The organism is Kocuria carniphila (assembly GCF_004136555.1).
In the GTDB taxonomy this organism is placed as follows: Bacteria; Actinomycetota; Actinomycetes; order Actinomycetales; family Micrococcaceae; genus Kocuria; species Kocuria carniphila.
Map to the genome: position 1 here is coordinate 277,064 of NZ_NOIT01000001.1, position 16,315 is coordinate 293,378.

Below are 16,315 nucleotides of genomic sequence, written 5' to 3' on the forward strand. Positions count from 1 at the left end.
TCAGGAGTCCTTTCCGCGATTGAAGGCCGATCCTGTGAAGGAGGAACCTGTGGGAGAACCTCTGAAAGAGGAACCGGTAAAGGATGAACCGACGGAATCTTTCGAGCCGCTCGTGGCCGACCCCGACCGCGTGTTAGCTCCCTGGAAGGCATTGGACCGCAGGGATGATTTCGTGGCAGACGTCGCATCGGCCGAGGCACCGAGTCGCTGAGTTTCGCGTTCCCGAGTCACGGTGTCCACGATGTCCTGGTACTCGGGAGCCCTCATGGCGCGCATCGCTTCCTTGCGAACCTCACCTTCCAGCCGGTCGACGAACAACGTGCCGTGCAGGTGGTCCGTCTCGTGTTGGAAACAGCGTGCGAGCAACCCGGTACCCTCTCGGCGTACGGGTTCTCCGTTCATGTCCACGCCCGTGATGATCGCGTGATTGGCTCTCGGCGTGTCATAACCCGGCCCCGGCACCGACAGGCAGCCCTCGCCGCCTTCCTGGGGCTCGTCCCCCACTTCAATGCTGGGGTTGATCACGTGGCCGGAATCATCGCCGATATCCCAGGTGAAGATCTGTAGTCCCACACCCACCTGAGGTGCCGCCAGCCCCACACCTTTTACTGCGTACATGGTCTCGAACATGTCGCTGATCAGCGTGCGCAGCGATTCGTCGAAATCCGTGACGGTGAGTGCCGGTGTCCTGAGGACTGGGTCGCCCTGGGTTCGAATGCGCAGGATAGTCACTGCGAATTGCTCTCCTCGGTTGCCTGAATCTGGGTTTCCTTCAAGTCTACGGTCACGGACATGGCGCCCCTGCCCACCGGGTTGTGGTCGAGCGGCGGCGGAACAATGGCTCGCAGTTGTTGGCCTGCGGCCTCGATCTCCGCTGATCGGGCCCACACCTTGGCCAGAGCACAGAACTTGAACCAGTGGGCCGGCAGCTGATCCGGAACCGCCTGGACGGACAGGGCCTCTGTGTCACCAATGGCCACCGCCATCAGGACATCCGCGTTCGCATACTCCCACGGCTGCCATTCACCGGCTGCAGCGTCCACCAGGGACTCCTCCGCCTTCAAACCGGCCACGAGTTGGGTGACCACCTTGGCGTCAGGAGCTTTGACCCGTCCATTGCGGTCCGTGCCGCGCGTCTTGTAGTCGATCAGGCAGACCTTCCCGCCGATGCGCGCCACCAGGTCAAGAGTTCCGGCGTAGCCCACCGTGGAGTTCCACACGGTGATCTCGGCGGCCAGCGGCTCAGGGCGGTACAGCGCCCACCATTGGTCAGCGCTATCTGCGAAACGGGATTCCTGATTCTCGGCCAGCGTCTCGCGGGCCTGTTCGACCCGATGCTCCCGCCCCATGGCTCGCAGTGCCAACTGTTCGCAGTAGTCGTGAACGCGATCGCCGCGCTCGGCAGCGCGATCCCTGTGGCGCTCGGCAGCCTTGGCCGCGTGATTGACCAGGGCGCGGCGGCGTCGTGAATCGCGCAGCGCGTCGGGAAGCTGCGGGTCCGCTGCCAAGGCCTGCGCAGCGCTGTAGCCGTACCAGCCGCCCAGGTCATTGGACTCGCAGCCGATCACCGTGGTGATGGACGGAACCTGCGGATCCTGCCCCTCCGCACGCGCGTACATGCGTCCGTAGGGAGTTTGTTGGGCCAAGCGTGGTTGCGTCATGGGCATCAGACTACGACCCGGTTCCGACAGGCACACGAGCGCCCACCACGTGTTCGCCTTGGAATGCACAAGGCCCCGATTCCTACTGGAATCGGGGCCTTCATTGTGCGCGATACTGGGATCGAACCAGTGACCTCTTCGGTGTGAACGAAGCGCGCTACCGCTGCGCCAATCGCGCTTGCAACGTTGAAAACCATAGAACACTTTTTGGTCACATGCCAATCGGTTGCGGTTCACCCTCGCCTCATTCACATCGGTTAACCGGGTGGACCCGCTGGGGTCACCGTCGATTTGCTCGAACGAAATTGTGTGGGTAATGTTCTAGCTCGTTGGCACAGCCGAGAACGGCGAAGCGATCAACCCCCACCGGTTGAAAACTTCACGGAACAGGCGCTGACGGACTGTGATAGAGTTTCCGCTCGGAAGAACGGCAAACCGGTTCACGGAAAGTCTTTCAACCAACAATGCGGACGTAGCTCAGCTGGTAGAGCATCACCTTGCCATGGTGAGGGTCGCGGGTTCGACTCCCGTCGTCCGCTCGCAGTAATCGACAACCATGTCGAGACCTGAGACCCTGTCCTACAAGGATCTGGTCCCGGTGGGGTGGCCGAGTGGTTAGGCAGCGGCCTGCAAAGCCGTCTACGCGGGTTCGAATCCCGTCTCCACCTCGGTGCTAACCACCCTCGCTCGACGAGCTTGTTTGAGCGCGATTGGCGCAGCGGTAGCGCGCTTCCCTGACACGGAAGAGGTCACTGGTTCGATCCCAGTATCGCGCACCAAAGAAAAACCCCGGTACGAAAGTGCCGGGGTTTTCGCATGCGCCCCGGAACTTCCACATCCCTGGCTGATCCGAACCTGCCACCGTAGACTCGGCACATGAGCAAACCAGTCAGTCGACTTGATCGGATTACGGTGAATCCGACGATCTGCCACGGATCCCCAACGATCCGAGGCATGCGTTTGCGAGTGCAAGACGTGCTTGAACTGCTCGCGTCCGGCATGAGTTACGACGAAATTCTGACTGACTACGACGAGCTCGAGCGCGATGATCTTCTCGCTGCGATTGAGTATGCAGCTCTTGATTCATCGGCCCGTGTTCTTCGCGTCGTGGCATAGGCGAAAAAGGTGGCTGGTTTCCTTATCGACCAACAGCTGCCACGGGCCCTTGCCCAACACCTGACAAGCCTGGGGCACGATGCCAAGCACATCAAGGAATATCCGGGTGGAGCGACTTTGCCGGATACCGCCGTTGCACAGATTGCGGACACCGAACAACGCTTCGTGGTGACCAAGGACGAAGATTTCCGTGCATCGCACCTACTGCGGAAGCAGCCGTCTCAACTACTTCACATCACCTGCGGGAACATCTCTACCCGCGATCTGCTCGCGCTCGTCGACGCAAACTATGCGGCGCTGAAAGTTGCAATTGCTACCTACAATTACATCGAAATCAACCGCCCCGGAGTCATCATTCATGATGTGGACTAATGGCGATCAAGGCGCTAACCTCACGCACCAAAGAAAAACCCCGGTACGAAAGTGCCAGGGTTTTCGCATGCCCCGACTCCCCCGCACTGCTCGCACTTCTCCATGATCCCCGGGCTCCCACCACACCTGAGGAGCCGCTCGAGCCGCGCGCGACGCCTCATGTGCCGTTACAGCCCTTCCACGTTGCTGAGAAGGTTCTTACGGAACACCAGGTGTGTCAGGGGGTTCTACCGGCACCCAAGATGCGAGGCGGACGGCGCAACGCTGAGTGAGCCAGCGGCGTCGGCGCGTGAGCTTGCGGTGCAGGGTCATGCAGCGGTATCGGCGACTGGACGCATCCGGAGCCCTGACAGCCGCGCACAAGCTGGCGCGGGCATGTGTGAGGCCCGGGCGAACCCGGGCCTCACACATTCTTTTTCAACCGAGCGGGAGATTTACTCCGGCTCGACCACACCGATTGCCACGGCAAGGTCCTGCCAGCTCATGCCCACGCACTTGAACACGCGCGGGCGAGCGAGGTCGGGCTTGGTAGCACCGGAGACGATGTCCACCAGGTCGACCAGGTTGTCCTCGGCCAGGGACCCGTCGTTGACGGCCTGGATCACGTCGCCAGCCTCGCGCATGGCGGTCGCACGATCCTCGACAACAACCTGGGCGCACCCCATGAGGGTGGAGTCCAGTTCGCGAAATTCGGGTTCGTGCGATCCCATGGCGACCACGCAGGCCGTGTCCGGGACCAGGGCGCCGTCGAAGAGCGGTTCGGCCGCCGACGTCGTGCAGACCACCACGTCCGCGTCGCTCACCTCGGTCGCGTCACCGGACCGGGCCGCGAGTCCCAGCGAACGCGCGTGCTCGACGGCGGCGTCGACCTTTTCGGGGGTGCGGCCGCATACGACCACGTCCGTGAAGGAACGGATCTTGGAGAACGCCTCAATGTGGGAGAGCGCCTGCGGACCGGTTCCGAAGACCACGAGCTTGCTCGCGTCGGGCGTGGCCAGGTAGTCAGCCGCCACCGCGGAGATCGCGGGGGTGCGCAGCGTGGTGAGCACATTGCCCTCCATGAGCGCTTGGACGGTCAGGGTCTGGGAATCCATCAACACATACGTGGCCTGAATGCGGGGCAAACCCTGTTCGGGATTCTTGGGCGACACCGAGGCCACCTTGATGCCCGCCCAGTCGCCGAGAACCGAGGGCATCAATAAGAGATGCCCCGTGCCGGCCGGGATATTGCTCCGTGCGGGGTCATCCTGCGGGCGGAACCCCGAGGCGAGCGTTGATTCCAGGAGCTTACGAGCCCGGTCCACGGACACAGCATCCAGGATCTGCTCGGAGGTGTACCACGCGGGCGATCCTGCGGCTCCCACAGTGTGCTGGTTCTGGTTCGACGTCGTATCGGCGGTCATGAAGCGGCTCCTCCTACGGATGCGGGTGCGTCAGAAATCATGGGTTCCTTGGCGGCCTCGCGCTTGGCGATGGCCGGGGCGAAGAGCACGGCGATCAGCGAGATGGCCGCGGTCAACACGAGGTAGAGCGCGATGGGCAACCAGGCGCCGTCGAACTCGTGGAGCAACCAGGTGGCGATCAACGGTGCGGTACCACCCGCCAGTGCGGCACCGATCTGGTAGCCGAGCGTGACACCGGTGTAGCGGACGCGTGCCGAGAAGATCTCGGAGCACAGGGTGCCCAGGGTGCCGGTGACCGGGGGCCACACGACGCCCAGGCCGATGACCACCGCGGCGAACAGCGCCCAGTTCTGTTGCAGGTCCAAAAGCATGAAGAACGGGAAGGCGAAGATGGCAATGGCCACGGCGCCCGCGAAGTAGACCTTAAAACGACCGACACGGTCCGAGAAGGCGCCCATGACCGGAATCAGCAGCGTGGACAGTGCCGCACCAAGGCTCACCGCGTTCAAGGCCGAAGACTGGTTGTAGTTCAAGGTGCCCGTGGCGTAAGAAACGACGAACGTGGCGAAGATGTAGAACGGTGCGGTCTCCACGACCTTCACGCCCACGGCGACCAGAACGGCGCGCCAGTGGTACTTGAGGGTCTCGGCCAGGGGCAGCTTGGGGATGCTGCCGGATTCCTTGGCGGCCTTGAAGTGCGGGGTCTCCCCCAGCCCACCGCGGATCCACAGACCCACGGCAACCAGCACGATGGACGCGATGAACGGGATGCGCCAACCCCACGTGGTCAGGAACTCGGTTCCGAAGGCAGCCATGACGGCAAAAGCGGCCGAGGCCAACAACATGCCGATGGTGATGCCCATCTGGGGAACGGAGCCGAACAGGCCACGCTTCTTGGGCGGGGCGTACTCGTAGGCGAGCAGCAGGGCGCCGCCCCACTCCCCGCCAATGGCCAGACCCTGAATGATGCGGCAGACAATCAGCAGGATGGGCGCGAGGACACCCACCTGGTCGTAGGTGGGCAAAAGGCCGATCGCCACTGTGGCCACACCCATCATGGTCAGCGTGGCGACTAGTGTGACCTTACGGCCAACCCGGTCCCCGAAGTGCGAGAACACAATGCCGCCCAGCGGGCGGATGAAGAACGTCAGGGCGAGCGTCAGGTACGCCAGCATCTGTGAAATGTACGGATCGTCCGTGGGGAAGAACTGCTCATTGAAAATCAGTGCTGATGCGGTGGCGTACAGGAAGAAGTCGTACCACTCGATGGTGCTGCCGGACAGGGAGCCGGCCATCACCCGGAAATTGGTTTTCCGGGTTTCCGCGGCTTGTTGGTGCGCGTTGCTCATAGGACCTCCAGATGGGTGACCCGAGACACACTACAATGTTACATATTACATTTCTACCCGGTTGCCTTCGTAGCCGTGCCAAGGGCACTCCCAGCAGTCCTTGGACTGCACGTGTCAGTCTTCACCGGAGCCCGCCCAGACACCCGAAATATGTCCCAAATGCCTGGTCATCACGGCTTCCATGGCCTCTGGGTCGCCGTTTCGAATGGCGTCCACGAGCTGCAGGTGTTCCTGGGCCGTGTGCGTGAGTTGCCCCGTTGCCACGAGGTCCTTGAGACCCGTGAGCCGGGACATGTAACGCAGGGAGCGCACGTGCCGGACCGCGATGTCGTTGCCCGTGGTTTCCAGCAGACCCAGGTGCAGTTCCATGTCCAGGCGGATGAATTCGACGAGCTCGCCGTACTGAGCCACGTCGATGCTCCGCTGGGCAATGTGGGCGGCGTGTTCGAGAACCTCGGGCTCAACTCCGTCCCGAACCACCTGGGCCATCAGTGGAATTTCGATGAGTGAGCGCAACTGCAGGATGTTGGCACGGGTGTCCGGGGAGATCTCCACCACCCGGTACCCCTTGTAACGAATGGGCGACACATGGCCCTCGGTCGCCAGGTCCAACATGGCCTCGCGCACCGGGGTCGCGGACACGCCGAACTCGGTGGCCAACACCGGGGCCGTCAGGACCTGTCCGGGTTCCAGATCACCGGCGACCAACGCGTGGCGCAAACTGTTGGCCACCTGCTCCCGCAGCGGAATCGAGTGACCCTTTTCCAGTCGAAGGGGACCCCGTGTGCCCTTGTCACCTGGGGATTGACCGTTGAGAGAGACTGCCATGTTTTTATGATGCCCGTTTCTGCTGGGTTTTCGGGTGAGGTGACGCGCGCCCGCGCAACTTCTTACGCGTTAACGAGCCGCCCCGCCCGGACCAGTGGTCCGAGCGGGGCGGCAATGCTGCGTGAGTGGTCAACCGGTGACGGCTAACCCATCACGTGTCAGAGCATGCAGGAGACGCAGCCTTCGATCTCGGTGCCTTCCAGCGCGAGCTGGCGGATCCGCGAGTAGTACATGGTCTTGATGCCCTTGCGCCACGCGTAGATCTGGGCGCGGTTGATGTCGCGGGTGGTGGCGGTGTCCTTGAAGAACAGCGTGAGCGACAGGCCCTGGTCCACGTGCTGGGTGGCAGCGGCGTAGGTGTCGATGATCTTCTCGTAACCGACCTCGTACGCGTCCTGGAAGTACTCCAGGTTCTCGTTGTTCATGAACGGCGCCGGGTAGTACACGCGACCCAACTTGCCTTCCTTACGGATCTCGATGCGCGAGGCGATCGGGTGAATGGAAGACGTGGAGTTGTTGATGTACGAGATGGAACCGGTGGGCGGCACGGCCTGCAGGTTCTGGTTGTACATGCCGCCCGCCATGACCTTGGCCTTGAGCTCACGCCAGTCGTCCTGGGTGGGCAGGGCGATGCCGGCCAGCTCGAACAGTTCACGCACGCGCGCCGTGGCGGGCTCCCATGCCTGGTCCGTGTACTTGTCGAAGTACTCGCCCGAGGCGTACTTGGAGTTCTCGAAGCCCTGGAAGGACTCACCGCGCTCCTTGGCGATCAGGTTGGACGCGCGGATGGCGTGGTAGGTGACCGCGTAGAAGTAGATGTTGGTGAAGTCGATGCCCTCTTCGGAGCCGTAGTAGATGTGCTCCTTGGCCAAGTAGCCGTGGAGGTTCATCTGGCCCAGACCCACCGCGTGCGACATGTTGTTGCCGCGACGGATGGAGGGAACGGAGTCGATGTTGGACATGTCCGAGACCGCAGTGAGGCCGCGGATGGCGGTCTCGATGGTGGAGCCGAAGTTCTCGGACTCCATGGCCAGGGCAATGTTCATGGAGCCCAGGTTGCAGGAGATGTCCTTGCCGACCTCGGCGTAGGTCAGATCCTCGTTGTACACCGAGGGCTCGGAGACCTGCAGGATCTCGGAGCACAGGTTGGACATGATGATCTTGCCGGCAACCGGGTTGGCCTTGTTGACCGTGTCCTCGAACATGACATACGGGTAACCGGACTCGAACTGCACCTCGGCCAGCGTCTGGAAGAACTCGCGAGCGTTGATCTTCTGCTTGTGGATCCGGGAGTCCGCGACCATCTCGTGGTACTTCTCGGAGACGTTCACGTCAGAGAACGGCACACCGTAGATCCGCTCCACGTCGTACGGGGAGAACAGGTACATGTCCTGGTTCTTCTTTGCCAGCTCGAACGTGATGTCCGGGATGACCACACCCAGGGAGAGAGTCTTGATGCGGATCTTCTCGTCAGCGTTCTCACGCTTGGTGTCCAAGAAGTTGTAGATGTCCGGGTGGTGGGCGTGCAGGTACACGGCACCGGCACCCTGGCGGGCACCCAACTGGTTGGCGTAGGAGAAGGAGTCTTCCAGCAGCTTCATCACGGGGATCACGCCCGAGGACTGGTTCTCGATCTTCTTGATGGGTGCGCCGGATTCACGCAGGTTGGTCAGCGCGAACGCCACACCACCGCCGCGCTTGGACAGCTGCAACGCAGAGTTGATGTTGCGGCCGATGGACTCCATGTTGTCCTCGAAGCGCAGCAGGAAGCACGAGACGAGCTCGCCGCGCTGCTTCTTACCGGCATTGAGGAATGTGGGGGTCGCAGGCTGGAAACGGCCGGTGATGATTTCTTCCACAAGCTGCTCGGCCAGGGCCTCGTCACCGTCCGCCAGGTACAGCGAGACCATGACCACACGGTCCTCGAAACGCTCCAGGTACCGCTGACCGTCAAAGGTCTTGAGCGTGTAGGAGGTGTAGAACTTGAACGCGCCCAGGAAGGTCTGGAAACGGAACTTGTGGGCGTAGGCCTGTTTGGAGAGTTTCTTGACGAACTCGAAGCTGTACTTGTCCAACACCTCGGCCTCGTAGTACTGGTGGTCCACCAGGTACTTGAGCTTCTCTTCAAGGTCGTGGAAGAACACGGTGTTGTTGTTGACGTGCTGCAAGAAGTACTGACGCGCGGCCTGCTGATCAGCTTGGAACTGGATCTGGCCGTTGGCGTCGTACAAGTTCAGCAGAGCATTGAGCTCGTGGTAGCCCAAGCCGCGGTACTGCTCGGGGCAGGTGGGATCTTCGTGTCCCGGTTCAACGCTCAGTCCCGGGGCTGCATGGATGCTTGCCAAAACTTGTCCAATCCTAGAGTGACTTTTTCTACGTCTTCATCGGTGCCCATGAGTTCGAACTTGTAGAGCAGGGGCACCTGACATTTCACGGCCACTTTTTCCGCCGCTACGCAGAACAGTGATCCGAAATTAGTATTTCCCGCGCCTATGACACCCATAAGGTGCTGGCGGTTCACGGGTTGGTTCAGGAATTTCACGACTTGAGGGGGGACCGATCCGGCGCCCCCCGGTCTGCCGTAACTGGGTACGGCCAACACGAACGGCTCAGTGAGCTCGGGCGTGGGTTCGGAGGTTTTCAACGGCAACCGTATGGACCTGACCGGGAGCTTCTGGATGAAGCGGTCGGTGTTGCGGGTGACCGAGGAGAAATACACCACCAGGGGGGAATTCTCCCCCGCGGTGACGTCGAGTCGATGGTCTTCGCGTTCTTGAGCCGCGGCCAACACGCTGGCCAAAGTGCTCATGGCGTGTCACTTCGATTCTGGCTATCGGGCTATGGTGCGGGTTGAAAAATTCCGACGCCGCCGCGACGGTTCGCGAGCAAGCGTCGGCTTTTTCGACGGCTGCGGGTTTAACGCTACCGCTCTCAGGCAGATAGCAGAACAGCCAGGGAGCTGATCTTATCCGGGCGGTAACCGGACCAGTGATCCTGGGCGGTTTCCACCACGGGGACCTGCTGGTAACCCAGGCCCACCACGTGCTGGTAAGCGTCCTGGTCCTCGGTCACGTCCACCACGCGGTAGTCGATACCCTTCTTGTCCAGGGCACGGTAGGTGGCGTTGCACTGGACGCATGACGGCTTGGAGTACACGGTGACGGACATATCCCAATCCCCTCGAAAACTAGTGGTGGGAGTACTGCGCTTCCGCGGCGATCGGAGCATATCCGGTGGGTTGCCGCTGGTTGCGTCAAGTGCTCTGTATGACTGCGTCAATACTACATCTAGTGTCAGACATGGGAAGCGGCCCCAAGATGATGTGGTGGCCATAATCCACAGGTGTCTCCCGGTTATCCCCTCACTGTCCACAGGGTGGTGCTGAAACAGGCGCGAGAACTCGCGGAAGTCGTCCGTCCTGTGGACAACCGCGGAGGCGTTGAACACATCCGAAAATTAAAAAAACCGGCGTGTCGAGAATGCTCTCGGCACGCCGGTTTTTGCCTCGGGTGGCTCTACAGCAGGCCCGCATCGCGTAGCTGGTGCGAGATCGACGCGCCGTCGTTACCTTCGATCCACAGGGTGCCCTCGGGGATCGAGACGGACCGGTCCTCGGTAGCGCGGGCGCCGGCGGCGAGCACCGCCTCGGTGGGTGAAAGGTTACGGATCACAATGGCCGCCACGGACTCCGGGTGGCGTTGCGCGAAACCGGAGTAGATCTGCGGATCGTGCTGACCGTCGTCGCCAATGAGGATCCAGCGCATGTGCGGAAAGTTCTTGGCCAGCCGCTGCAGGTTCTGAACCTTGTGCTGGGCCCCGGACCGGAACCAGCGGTCCGTGGTGGGCCCCCAGTCGGTCAACAGGAGCGTACCGGCCGGGTAGGCGTTGCGGGTCAGGAAGCGGCGCAGCGTGGGCGCCACGTTCCACGCACCGGTGGACAGATAGAGGAAAGGTGCCCTGGAATGGTGGTTGCGCAGTCGTTCCATCAGCACCGCCATGCCCGGGGTGGGGGTGCGAGCGTGCTCGTTGAGCACGAACGAGTTCCATGCCGCCAGCATGGGACGCGGCAGGGCCGTAACCATCACGGTGTCATCCACGTCGGAGACCACGCCGATGGTCTGGTCCTCGGAAACAATGGTCACCGCAGCCTCCGTGACCTCGGAGCCGTCGGTCTGCATATAGACGGTGTAAATACCCGGCTCCATGCTGACCTGTAGGTCCACGTCGATCACGCCGCCCTTGTCGGCCATGAGGTGGAACTCGTGGTCGCCCAGCCACACGTTCACGTGTGCGAAGGCCAACGGGATGGACGTGAAAGAGCGCCAGCCGCGGATGAATTCGGCGGAATCATCGGTGTCCGCGATCAGCTGCCGCGTCTTGAGCAGCACGCGCCCCAGCACGCGCACGTGCCGGGTGCTGCCGTAGCCGTCGAAGGCGAGCATGGTGGGGATGTCACCGCGCTGCTCGGCGCGCGCCTGTCGCCACCGGTGCAGCCGCTGCTCCCACCGGTAGCCGATGTTGATGGCCTCTTCCGTGACCTGATCAACGGTCTGGAAAAGGTCCCCGCTACCGGTGTGTTTTGCCATGCTTCACAGTCTTTCACAGCTGTTCCCGTCCACGACGCCGCCGCGTACCGTGCCGTAACTCCGTCCCGGTCCGCGGCGGCGGCCGGCTGCGCGGCGTCGAGGTGGCCGACGGCGCTCGAGGCTCCCGAGCGCCGTCGGCGGGGAACTCAGCCGCGCACGTAGCGCGGGAAGCGCTCGGGGCGGGCGATGGGCTGGGTTTCGGGAGCCATGTCGATACCGAGGTCCTTGGCGAAGATCAGGCGGGTGCCGGTGTAGACGCGTTCGGTGCGCTCGTTGAGTTCGAACACGCGAGCACCGCGCAGCGTGTGTTCATCGCGGGTGCCGTCGTTGAGGCCGTACGTGCCGAAGCCCGTGCCCGGCCCGTAGCCGAGTTCAATGCCGAAGTAATTGCCCATGTAGGTGTTGATGTGGTCGTGGCCGCAGTACATGCCCAAGATGTCCCCGCGCTCCTTGGCCGCGGCGTAGATACCGGAGTTGATCATGCCGGTGTAGACGTTCTCGTGCTTCTCCCCCACGATGCCGTGGCGCTTCACCGCGGCGGCGTGACCGTCGTCGTCGGAGCTGAACTGCTGGCCGTACCACATGTGGTGGTGCTCCCACGTGGGGATGTGGAAGTACATGAGGCCCGGGATCTTCTTCCCGTAGCGGCGCTCGGTCTCCGCGGAGAGGTCGTTGTACCAGCGGATCTGCTGGGGGCGGATCCAGTCGTAGCCCATGAGCCCCTCGCGGTCCTGACCGCCGGGCTTGTCCTCCGCGTACCGGCCGGAATCCAGCAGCCAGACGGCGAAGGCCGGCGCGTTGCCGCGGGAGCCGCGAATCAGCAGCTGCGCGTTGGAGGAACCGAAGACCTTCTGGTCGTCACCGGGGTTGAGGTTGTGCTGGTACTGGCGCACGAACTCCACCAGCTGCGGCTCGTACATGCCGGTGCCGTTGTCCTCGGTGGAGTCCTCGTCGTGGTTGCCGAACGTCACGGCCCATTTGATGCCCCGGGATTCCATGGGCATGACCACGTTGTTGATGGCCTGTTTGACCTCGCGGTTGGTGCGCGGGGACCCGTTGATCACGTCGCCGTTGATCAGGGCGAACTGCGGCTTCTCCCGGTCCAGGACCTTGCCCATGAACTCGAGGGTGCGGCGATCGGTGCGCGGGCCGTCCTGGGTGTCGTTGAACTGGACGATCTTGAACGCGCCGTTCTTACCGAAGGACAACGGCATCTGGCCATGGCCGCGACCTCGGCCGCGGTGTTGAGCCACCGTGGCCGGTGCTGCCTGGGCGGCGACGGGTGCGGCGCTCAGCACCCCGGCGGCCGCGAGCGCGCTGCCTCCGGTGATCAGGTTCCGGCGGCTGGGACGAGGGGTGTTCTCGGACATGGTGTGCTCCTGGTGTGAGGAATTCCTGGCCGCCGTGGGCGGCTGATGATTCACACCGTAGGGAGGTTGCGTTAAGAGGTTGTGACCTGGGGTTTTCGTGCAGGTGCACGGCTGGGTTTGGGTTGGGAACCCAGCACGGTGGCGGGGTCGGGCAGGGTTTCGGGATGGGCCATGTCCCAGGCCTGCACCGCTTGCACTCCGATGCCCCGGGGTCCGGTGCGGCGGGTGTGGCCGTGGACCAGCAGCATGGTGGGTGCGAACAGCACGGGTCCGGACAGTGCCTGCGCTTCGTCGAAGAAGGTGCAGTCCACCGCGCCGGAACCGTCATCCACGGAAATGAACACCACGCGCTTCCCGCTGCGCATGGGCGGGGTCATGGTGGACACGCGCACCCCGGCCACCACTACTTCGGTGCCGTTGCGCAGTCCCAGCAGGTCTTCCGCACGGGTGACCCCGTAGGAGCGCAGGAGAGCGGTGTGGCCGTCCATGAGGTGGGCGGAGACTTCGATGTTCATGGTGTCCAGTTCCGCGCGCACCTTCTCCTCGGTGCTGGGTTCGGGTTGTTCCGGCGGCAGCCCGGTCAGTTCCAGGTCCCCCAGCGGAAGGGCCAGTTGTCCGGGGCCGGGTTGTCCCTTGGCAGAGGCGCTGCGAGAGGCGGCTGGTTGATCGGCTCGCCGGGTCAAGTGGGTCACCAGGTCGGTGCGGGAGGCGCGAGCGCCCGAGGTGTTCAGGAGACTGTCCAGGGCCCCGGCCGAGGCCAGTCGCTGCAGACTCCGCCGAGAGGGTCTGGCCCGGGTGCGCACATCCGTAAGCGTGGAGTAGGGCTGACCGGCCACGATCCGTTCGATTTCCGCGCCGCTGATCCCGGTGATGCTGGTGAGGGACATCCTGATCCCCCAGGACCCGCCGCGAGTATAGGGAATGCCCTCGTCCAGGTCCCCGGATTCCACGGTGCCGGGCCGGGCGGCCACGGGTTCGATGCGGTGATGGTCCACACTGCGGTTGATGTCCGGACCGAGTACGGGGATGCCCATGCGCCGGGCCTCCCCCACGAGCAACCGAGCGGGGTACATACCCGGGTCGTGTTCCCAGACCCCGGCCATGAAGGCCTCCGGGTGATGGGTCTTCAACCACGCGGACTGATAGGTGGGTACGGCAAAGGCCACACCGTGGGCCTTGCAGAAACCGAAGCTTCCGAACGCATGCAGGATGTCCCACACCTTCTCCACGGTTTCCGCGTCGTAGCCTCGGGCCCGTGCCCCGCTGCGGAAGGCGTCCTCCACGCGTTGTTCGGTCTCCGAGCCGAGCCTGCGCCGCCATTCGTCTGCGGTGGCCAGTCCGCAACCGGTCATCCGGTCCATCATCCGCATGATCTGTTCGTGGTAGACGGCCACCCCGCGGGTTTCCTTGAGGATGTCCACCAGGTCCGGGTGGGGGTACTCGGGGGTGCTCCAGCCGTGGCGGGAGTTGAGGTAGGGGCGCACCATGGACGCCTGCATGGGCCCTGGGCGGAACAGGGAGATGTCCACGATCAGGTCGTTGAACTCCTCCGGGCCCATGGTTCCGATCAGTTCGCGCTGACCGGGTGACTCGATCTGGAAACAGCCCAGCGTGTGGGTGGAGCTGATGAGCCGGAACGTGTCCGGGTCATCGCGGGGCATGGCGTCCAGGTCCAGGGCGGGGCGGTCCGGCTCCATCCGGGCCACTTCCTGAACCGCATAGGCCAGGGTGGATTGCATGCGCACGCCCAGGATGTCGAGTTTGATGAGGCCCATGGGATCCATGTCGTGCTTGTCGAACTGGGACATGGGCAGCCCGATCCCGCTGGCCTGCACAGGCGTGCGGTTCAGCAGGGTGGCGTCCGAGAGGATCACCCCGCACGGGTGCATGGAAATGTGGCGGGGCAACCGGTCCAGGCGTTCGGTCAGATCCACCAGGAGATCCAGCTGCCGGTTGGCCTTGAGGTCATCGGCCAGCCGGGCCAGCTCCGGGCGCTGCGCAATTTCCTCGCGCAGGGTGGCCCCGGGGACCCGCCACAACTGGGCCGCGATGTGGTCCACGAGTTCCTGTTCCAGCCCCAGCGCAAGCCCGGCATCCCGCACGGCACCCCTGGAGCGGTAGGCGTTCTGCATGCTCATGAGCGTGACCCGACTGCTACCGAAGCGTTGGAAGATCTCGTGATAGATCCGGTGCCGCTCCGCGCTCTCCATGTCGATGTCGATATCCGGCAGACTGCTGCGCCGCGGGGACAGGAAGCGCTCGAAGACCAGGTCGTACTCGAGCGGATCCACCGGAGAGATACCCAACAGGTGCACCACCAGGGACGAGACCGCCGAGCCTCGGGCCGCGTGCCGAACCTTCAGCTGGGTCATCAATTCGGAGACCTCCGAGACGGTCAGGAAGTATCCGGCGAATCCCAGCTGCGCAATCACGTCCAGCTCCCGATCCATCCGCGAGCGCAGCGATTCCCCGCTCAGTCCGGGGACCGTGCGGTCCCAGTTCTCGTGGGAGTGGAAGCGCTCCAATCCGGTGTAGCAGCGGGTTCTGAGTTGGGTGTTGGGGTTCCCGGTGAGGCCGATGACGGAGGCTTCCGGAATCACCGGCTGGCCCACTCGCAGGTCCGTGACGGGGTCCTGGCTGCAACGTTCGGCCAGTCGGTAGGTGTCCGCGAGCAGGTGCGCGGCCCCGGTGGCCCCGAGGTCCGCGGCCGCCGAGATCTCGTGGGCGAGCCGGGTCATCTCCGCGGTGTTCTTGAGCCACCCCTGCCCCGTGGGTTGCAGCACCCCGGGATCCGAACCGGCCAATTCCTCCAGGGACATGAGGGTGCGGGCGGCATCGAGCACGTCCGCGGTGACGGCCTGGCCGGGGTGGGCGTAGCGCACGGCGTTGGTGAGGATCACCGGCAGCCCGGCCTCACGCCCCACGGTGAGCATCCGCACGGCGTGACCGGTGCTGAGGGTGCTGCCCTGCGGCGCCAGGTGTGTTGCGGTCTCCACGGTGAGACACCCGGCCGGTAGGACACGCTTCCATGCGCGCAGGGCCGTGCGGGCCGCCCGGTAACGACGCCGGGCCAACAGCGACCCCACGTCCGAATCCGGGCCCACGAGCACCACCAGTCCGGGAGTTCCCCCGGCCGCCGCGCGATGCACGTGGCGGGCAATCTGGTCCCGGGTCAACCCGATGGGGCGGGCTGCATGATGATCGTGGTTCCGGTGGGCCGCGGACACCAGTCGGCACAGCGCCGCGTACCCGGCTCCCCCGTTACCCCCGGTGGCCAACACCACCACGCGCCCGATCACCCGAGCCGGCGGCACCGTGCTGCGCCCGTGTCGACCGTGCTGGCCTTGCCAGCCGGCGGCGGCGCGAGTGTGTTTCCCCGCCGACGCCGCCACCGGACCCAACAACGCCAGGTCCACTCCCAGCACGGGAGCCACACCGTGCTGCTGACAGGCCAGCACGTGCTTGACCACCCCGTACAACCCGTCCCTGTCGGTGCACGCCAGGACCTGCGCCCCGTAGGACGCCGCCACCTGCGCGAGCTCGTGGGGGCGAGCCACACCGTAGTGCGCGCTGTAAGCGGAAGCCACGCGCAAATGAGGGAAATGCATACCTCATATTCGAAAGTTTGTT

Annotated in this window: 13 protein-coding genes and 4 tRNA genes; 5 read left to right on the forward strand and 12 right to left on the reverse strand. The window is 63.8% G+C overall.

Annotated elements, in window-relative coordinates; genetic code table 11:
* The 3 genes from def to EWV37_RS01150 all read right to left on the reverse strand — a co-directional run bounded on the left by def (window position 1) and on the right by EWV37_RS01150 (window position 1,839).
* Complete coding sequence (def, locus tag EWV37_RS01140; protein ID WP_095798161.1) at window positions 1–732, reverse strand: peptide deformylase; 732 nt, start codon at window positions 730–732, stop codon at window positions 1–3.
* Window positions 729–1,661 carry a cytochrome gene (locus tag EWV37_RS01145; RefSeq protein ID WP_238662982.1) on the reverse strand — a complete coding sequence of 311 codons (933 nt, stop codon included), beginning with the start codon at window positions 1,659–1,661 and terminating at the stop codon, window positions 729–731. The genes def and EWV37_RS01145 overlap by 4 nt, the downstream gene beginning before the upstream one ends.
* A gap of 106 nt (window positions 1,662–1,767) precedes the next feature.
* Window positions 1,768–1,839 (reverse strand) — tRNA-Val (locus tag EWV37_RS01150).
* Window positions 1,840–2,127: 288 nt separating this feature from the next.
* Between EWV37_RS01150 and EWV37_RS01155 the strand changes: the two genes are divergently transcribed.
* The 5 genes from EWV37_RS01155 to EWV37_RS01175 all read left to right on the forward strand — a co-directional run bounded on the left by EWV37_RS01155 (window position 2,128) and on the right by EWV37_RS01175 (window position 3,149).
* A tRNA-Gly gene (locus EWV37_RS01155) sits at window positions 2,128–2,200 on the forward strand.
* Window positions 2,201–2,258: 58 nt separating this feature from the next.
* A tRNA-Cys gene (locus tag EWV37_RS01160) sits at window positions 2,259–2,329 on the forward strand.
* Window positions 2,330–2,365: 36 nt separating this feature from the next.
* Window positions 2,366–2,440: transfer RNA gene (locus EWV37_RS01165), tRNA-Val, on the forward strand.
* 97 nt (window positions 2,441–2,537) lie between these two features.
* A complete protein-coding gene (locus EWV37_RS01170; protein ID WP_129699461.1) occupies window positions 2,538–2,777 on the forward strand; it encodes a DUF433 domain-containing protein in 240 nt (79 codons plus the stop codon).
* Between the two features lie 9 nt (window positions 2,778–2,786).
* On the forward strand, window positions 2,787–3,149 hold the full coding sequence (locus tag EWV37_RS01175) for a DUF5615 family PIN-like protein (RefSeq protein ID WP_129699462.1): 363 nt from the start codon (window positions 2,787–2,789) through the stop codon (window positions 3,147–3,149).
* A gap of 434 nt (window positions 3,150–3,583) precedes the next feature.
* On the opposite strand, the gene EWV37_RS01180 is transcribed toward EWV37_RS01175, so the two are convergent.
* From EWV37_RS01180 to EWV37_RS01220, 9 genes are all read right to left on the reverse strand, one after another.
* A complete protein-coding gene (locus tag EWV37_RS01180) occupies window positions 3,584–4,552 on the reverse strand; it encodes an ornithine cyclodeaminase family protein (RefSeq protein ID WP_129699463.1) in 969 nt (322 codons plus the stop codon).
* Window positions 4,549–5,901 carry an MFS transporter gene (locus EWV37_RS01185; protein WP_129699464.1) on the reverse strand — a complete coding sequence of 451 codons (1,353 nt, stop codon included), beginning with the start codon at window positions 5,899–5,901 and terminating at the stop codon, window positions 4,549–4,551. Before EWV37_RS01185 ends, EWV37_RS01180 begins: the two co-directional genes overlap by 4 nt.
* Window positions 5,902–6,015: 114 nt before the next feature.
* Complete coding sequence (locus tag EWV37_RS01190) at window positions 6,016–6,729, reverse strand: GntR family transcriptional regulator (protein ID WP_129699465.1); 714 nt, start codon at window positions 6,727–6,729, stop codon at window positions 6,016–6,018.
* A 158-nt stretch (window positions 6,730–6,887) separates the two neighbouring features.
* Entirely contained in the window at window positions 6,888–9,047 is a 2,160-nt protein-coding gene (nrdE, locus tag EWV37_RS01195; protein ID WP_129699514.1) for a class 1b ribonucleoside-diphosphate reductase subunit alpha, read from the reverse strand.
* Complete coding sequence (gene nrdI, locus EWV37_RS01200; protein WP_129699466.1) at window positions 9,044–9,538, reverse strand: class Ib ribonucleoside-diphosphate reductase assembly flavoprotein NrdI; 495 nt, start codon at window positions 9,536–9,538, stop codon at window positions 9,044–9,046. The genes nrdE and nrdI overlap by 4 nt, the downstream gene beginning before the upstream one ends.
* A 122-nt stretch (window positions 9,539–9,660) precedes the next feature.
* A complete protein-coding gene (gene nrdH, locus EWV37_RS01205) occupies window positions 9,661–9,897 on the reverse strand; it encodes a glutaredoxin-like protein NrdH (RefSeq protein WP_129699467.1) in 237 nt (78 codons plus the stop codon).
* A 347-nt stretch (window positions 9,898–10,244) separates the two neighbouring features.
* Window positions 10,245–11,315 (reverse strand): App1 family protein, encoded by a 1,071-nt coding sequence (locus tag EWV37_RS01210; RefSeq protein WP_095798167.1) that lies wholly within the window; start codon window positions 11,313–11,315, stop codon window positions 10,245–10,247.
* A gap of 146 nt (window positions 11,316–11,461) precedes the next feature.
* Window positions 11,462–12,685, reverse strand: a complete 1,224-nt coding sequence (locus tag EWV37_RS01215) for a metallophosphoesterase family protein (RefSeq protein WP_129699468.1) — start codon at window positions 12,683–12,685, stop codon at window positions 11,462–11,464.
* A 71-nt stretch (window positions 12,686–12,756) separates the two neighbouring features.
* Complete coding sequence (locus tag EWV37_RS01220; protein ID WP_129699469.1) at window positions 12,757–16,293, reverse strand: DNA polymerase III subunit alpha; 3,537 nt, start codon at window positions 16,291–16,293, stop codon at window positions 12,757–12,759.
* Window positions 16,294–16,315: the final 22 nt, after the last annotated feature.

Excerpts from the sequence above, each read along its gene's own strand:
- EWV37_RS01180 (WP_129699463.1), bottom strand. The coding sequence starts at position 4,552 with ATGACCGCCGATACGACGTCGAACCAGAACCAGCACACTGTGGGAGCC.
- nrdH (WP_129699467.1), bottom strand. The coding sequence starts at position 9,897 with ATGTCCGTCACCGTGTACTCCAAGCCGTCATGCGTCCAGTGCAACGCC.
- EWV37_RS01145 (WP_238662982.1), bottom strand. The coding sequence starts at position 1,661 with ATGACGCAACCACGCTTGGCCCAACAAACTCCCTACGGACGCATGTAC.
- EWV37_RS01185 (WP_129699464.1), bottom strand. The coding sequence starts at position 5,901 with ATGAGCAACGCGCACCAACAAGCCGCGGAAACCCGGAAAACCAATTTC.
- nrdI (WP_129699466.1), bottom strand. The coding sequence starts at position 9,538 with ATGAGCACTTTGGCCAGCGTGTTGGCCGCGGCTCAAGAACGCGAAGAC.
- EWV37_RS01220 (WP_129699469.1), bottom strand. The coding sequence starts at position 16,293 with ATGCATTTCCCTCATTTGCGCGTGGCTTCCGCTTACAGCGCGCACTAC.
- EWV37_RS01215 (WP_129699468.1), bottom strand. The coding sequence starts at position 12,685 with ATGTCCGAGAACACCCCTCGTCCCAGCCGCCGGAACCTGATCACCGGA.
- EWV37_RS01190 (WP_129699465.1), bottom strand. The coding sequence starts at position 6,729 with ATGGCAGTCTCTCTCAACGGTCAATCCCCAGGTGACAAGGGCACACGG.
- EWV37_RS01210 (WP_095798167.1), bottom strand. The coding sequence starts at position 11,315 with ATGGCAAAACACACCGGTAGCGGGGACCTTTTCCAGACCGTTGATCAG.
- EWV37_RS01170 (WP_129699461.1), top strand. The coding sequence starts at position 2,538 with ATGAGCAAACCAGTCAGTCGACTTGATCGGATTACGGTGAATCCGACG.